Consider the following 3801-nt stretch of genomic DNA (forward strand, 5'->3'; position numbering starts at 1 on the left):
CGTGCGGGGCGCGGCGGCGCTGCCGTGGCTGCGGGCCGCGGGTGCCGCCGCCCGGCTCGTCGACGCCCGCGGTCGCCAGGTGCGCGTCGGGGGCTGGCCCGGCACCTGAGCATGGGCCGGTGGGCACGGGCCGGCGGTGAGCCCGTCAGCCGGCGTCGGTGACGCGCTCGAGGACGACGACGGGGATCTCCCGCGACGTCGTGGCCTGGTACCGGTCGTAGTCCGGCCAGGCCTCCACCATCGACGCCCACATGGCGGGCTTCTCCTCCGGCGTGGCCACCCGGGGCCGGGCGCGGAACCTGTCGCCCCTGACCTGGACCTCCACGTCGGGGTCGGCCAGCAGGTTGAGGAACCAGGCCGGTGGCGTGTCGGAACCGCCGTTGGAGGCGACGACGAGGTGCGCGCCCCGGTGCTCGCGGAAGATCAGCGCGTGGGAGCGCTGCTCGCCGGACCTGCGGCCCGTGGTGAAGAGGAGGAGGATCGTCGTCCCGTTGCGCCAGTGGTAGCCGTCCTCACCGTTCGTCTCCAGGTAGCGCTGGACGTGCGGGGCACCGTGCAGGTCCACAGCCGAGGTCACGGCGCGACCCTACGCCCCGGCCCCCGCACGGCCGTGGTGCGGCACCCCCGCGGGGCGCGTTGCGAGGATCGTGTGGAGCCCGCCGCGCGCGGCCGCGTCCGGGGAGCCCCCTCCTCCCCGTGCTCCTACACTCGAGCGGGCGGAGCCCCCCAGAGCCCGCGCACGGCCCGGGAGACCCGGGTGTGCCGTCACACCCAGGAGGAAACCCCGGATGGGGCTGCTCGAATCGATCACCGGACCGCAGGACCTGCGGTCGCTGGACACCCAGCAGCTGGAGCGGCTCGCCCGGGAGATCCGCAACTTCCTCGTGGCCTCGGTCAGCCGCACCGGCGGCCACCTCGGCCCCAACCTCGGGGTCGTCGAGCTCACCATCGCCCTGCACCGCGTGTTCGAGTCCCCCCGCGACCGCATCGTCTTCGACACCGGCCACCAGTCCTACGTCCACAAGCTGCTCACCGGCCGGCAGGACTTCAGCCGCCTGCGCGCCCGCGGTGGCCTGTCGGGCTACCCCAGCCGCGCCGAGAGCCCCCACGACGTCGTGGAGAACTCCCACGCCTCGACGTCGCTGTCCTGGGCCGACGGCCTCTCCCGCGCCCACCAGCTGCGCGGCGAGCACGACCGCCACGTCGTCGCGGTGGTCGGCGACGGCGCGCTCACCGGCGGCATGGCGTGGGAGGCCCTCAACAACATCGCCGCCGGCGACCGCCCGGTGATCGTCGTCGTCAACGACAACGAGCGCTCCTACGCCCCCACCATCGGCGGGCTGGCCTCCCACCTGGCGACGCTGCGCACCACCCGCGGCTACGAGAAGTTCCTGGAGTGGGGCCGCGACACCCTGCGCCGCGGCGGCACCCCCGGCCGGCTGGCCTACGACACGCTGCACGGGATGAAGAAGGGCATCAAGGACGTCGTCGCCCCGCAGGGGCTCTTCGAGGACCTGGGCCTGAAGTACGTCGGGCCCGTCGACGGCCACGACGTCGCCGCCGTCGAGCGGGCCCTGCAGCGCGCCCGCGCGTTCGGCGGACCGGTCATCGTGCACGCCCTCACCCAGAAGGGCCGCGGCTACCGCCCGGCGCTGGACGACCACGTCGACCACTTCCACGCCGTGGGCGTCATCGACCCCGAGACCGGGGAGGCCCAGGCGTCGTCGGGGTCCTCCTGGACCAGCGTCTTCGCCGAGGAGATGGTCGCTGTCGGCGACGAGCGCGACGACGTCGTCGGCATCACCGCCGCGATGCTCGCCCCCGTCGGGCTTGACGCCTTCGCCCGCGCCCACCCCGGGCGCGTGATCGACGTCGGCATCGCCGAGCAGCACGCCGTGACCTCCGCCGCGGGCATGGCCGCCGGCGGCCTGCACCCCGTCGTGGCCGTGTACGCCACCTTCCTCAACCGCGCCTTCGACCAGGTGCTGATGGACGTGGCGCTGCACCGGGCCGGCGTGACGTTCGTGCTGGACCGCGCCGGCGTCACCGGCCCCGACGGGCCCAGCCACCACGGCGAGTGGGACATGTCGCTGCTGCGGATCGTGCCCGGCCTGCGGCTGGCGGCCCCGCGCGACGCCACCACCCTGCGCGAGGAGCTGCGCGAGGCGCTGCAGGTGGCCGACGCCCCCACCGTGCTGCGCTTCGGCAAGGGCAAGGTGCCCGCCGACCTGCCCGCGATCGCCCGCACCGGCGGCGTCGACGTGCTCGAGGGCGCCACGTGGGCCGAGGGCGCCGACGTGCTGCTCGTCGCGGTCGGCGCGTTCGTGCCCGCCTGCCTCGACGTGGCGGCCCGCTTGCGCGCCCACGGTGTCGGCGTCAGCGTCGTCGACCCGCGCTGGGTGCTGCCGGTGCCCGCCGCCCTCGTGCAGCTGGCCCGCACCCACCGCCTCGTGGCCGTCGTGGAGGACGGCGTGGAGGTCGGCGGGGTCGGCGCCGCGGTGGCCGACGCGCTGCGGGGCGAGCGGGTGCAGACCGAGGTGCTGACGTTCGCGCTGCCGCAGCGCTTCCTGGACCACGGCACCCGCGAGGAGATCCTCGAGGAGTGCGGCCTGACCCCCCAGGCCGTGTCGCTGCGGATCGTGGAGGCCGTCGCGCGCCAGCACGAGGTGGGCTCGACCGCGACCACCACCTGAGGCCCGGGCCCCCGCAGCGCCCCGGGTCAGGCGCCCGGGCCGGGCGCCCCGGTCAGGCCCCCAGTGCCTGCCGGGGCAGCCCGGCGCCCGCGGCGGGCACCACGACCTCGTCGCGGGTGACGAGCACCGCGCGCGGGAAGCCGCGGTGCTCGGGCTCCGTGGCCGACCACGCCGCCACGACGAACGCGGGGTCGATGCGCGCCAGGTCGAACCAGCCGCGCTCCCGGGCCGGCACCGCCACCGCCCGCAGCCCCGCCGCGGCACCGGAGGCCAGGTGGGCGCGCAGGGAGGCCGACGCCAGCAGGGTGGGCACGTCGCAGCCGCCCACCGGGCGCAGCACCCCACCGCCGCGCCCACCCTCGTCGCGGCGCAGCCGCTGTGCGGCCACCGTGCCGAACTGCTCCAGCAGGTCCAGGTGCCCCGCCTCCGGCCCGGTGGGCACCCCGGTCCGCTCCGCCACCGCCCGCGGCAGCGGCACCACCCGCGGGACCGGCGCCCCCGGGGTGGGCAGCGGCACCCCGAGCCCGAGGTGCAGCCCGCCACCGAGGACCTCCCGGTGCTCCCACGCCGCCCCGAGGTGGGCGCCGGCGGCGGCGGGCAGCGCCAGGGGCAGCACCAGCCGGTGCGGATCGGTGCCCGCGGCGGTCTCCTCCTGCAGCACCCGGTGGGCGAGCAGCCAGTCCCGCACGCGCTGGCGGGCCGCGGCCGGACCGGCGGGGGCGGCGGCCGCGGCGGCCACGTCCGACCACGGCACGAACGGGTCACCGGCCGTGACGGTGACGTGCACCCCGTCGTCGCCGGGTCGGGCGTCGAGGTCGTCGACCACGACGGCGGCCAGCACGCAGCGGCGCAGCGCCGCGCGCAGCGTCAGGGGCGGGTCGGAGGGGAGCACCGGCGCACGCTAACCGCTGTGCCGCCCCTGGGGGCGGGCACGCAGGGTCACGGCTGCGCCGAACGGGCGGCGGCCGGACCGGTGACGGCGGTGTCGGCCGTGTCGGCGGTGTCGGCCGTGTCGGCGGTGTCCCCGGTCGGCGGCGGGTCGGCCTTCGCCGCGCCGTGACGATCACCGAGATCGCGCGCGCGGCGGGGGTGTCCGTGCCGACGGTCT

General features: G+C 77.1%; 3 protein-coding genes. 1 reads left to right on the forward strand and 2 read right to left on the reverse strand.

Features of this window, described 5'->3' with window-relative positions; translation table 11 throughout:
* Positions 1-145: 145 nt before the first annotated feature.
* Positions 146-577 carry a nitroreductase family deazaflavin-dependent oxidoreductase gene (locus tag ABEB16_RS18560; RefSeq protein ID WP_345713694.1) on the reverse strand — a complete coding sequence of 144 codons (432 nt, stop codon included), beginning with the start codon at positions 575-577 and terminating at the stop codon, positions 146-148.
* 211 nt (positions 578-788) lie between these two features.
* On the opposite strand from ABEB16_RS18560, the gene dxs reads away from it, so the two are divergent.
* Positions 789-2693, forward strand: a complete 1905-nt coding sequence (gene dxs, locus ABEB16_RS18565) for a 1-deoxy-D-xylulose-5-phosphate synthase (protein ID WP_345713695.1) — start codon at positions 789-791, stop codon at positions 2691-2693.
* 52 nt (positions 2694-2745) lie between these two features.
* Here the strand turns inward: dxs and ABEB16_RS18570 are convergent, their stop codons facing one another.
* On the reverse strand, positions 2746-3585 hold the full coding sequence (locus ABEB16_RS18570; protein ID WP_345713696.1) for a hypothetical protein: 840 nt from the start codon (positions 3583-3585) through the stop codon (positions 2746-2748).
* Between the last annotated feature and the right edge of the window lie 216 nt (positions 3586-3801).

This window comes from Kineococcus glutinatus (assembly GCF_039542765.1).
In the GTDB taxonomy this organism is placed as follows: domain Bacteria; phylum Actinomycetota; class Actinomycetes; order Actinomycetales; family Kineococcaceae; genus Kineococcus_A; species Kineococcus_A glutinatus.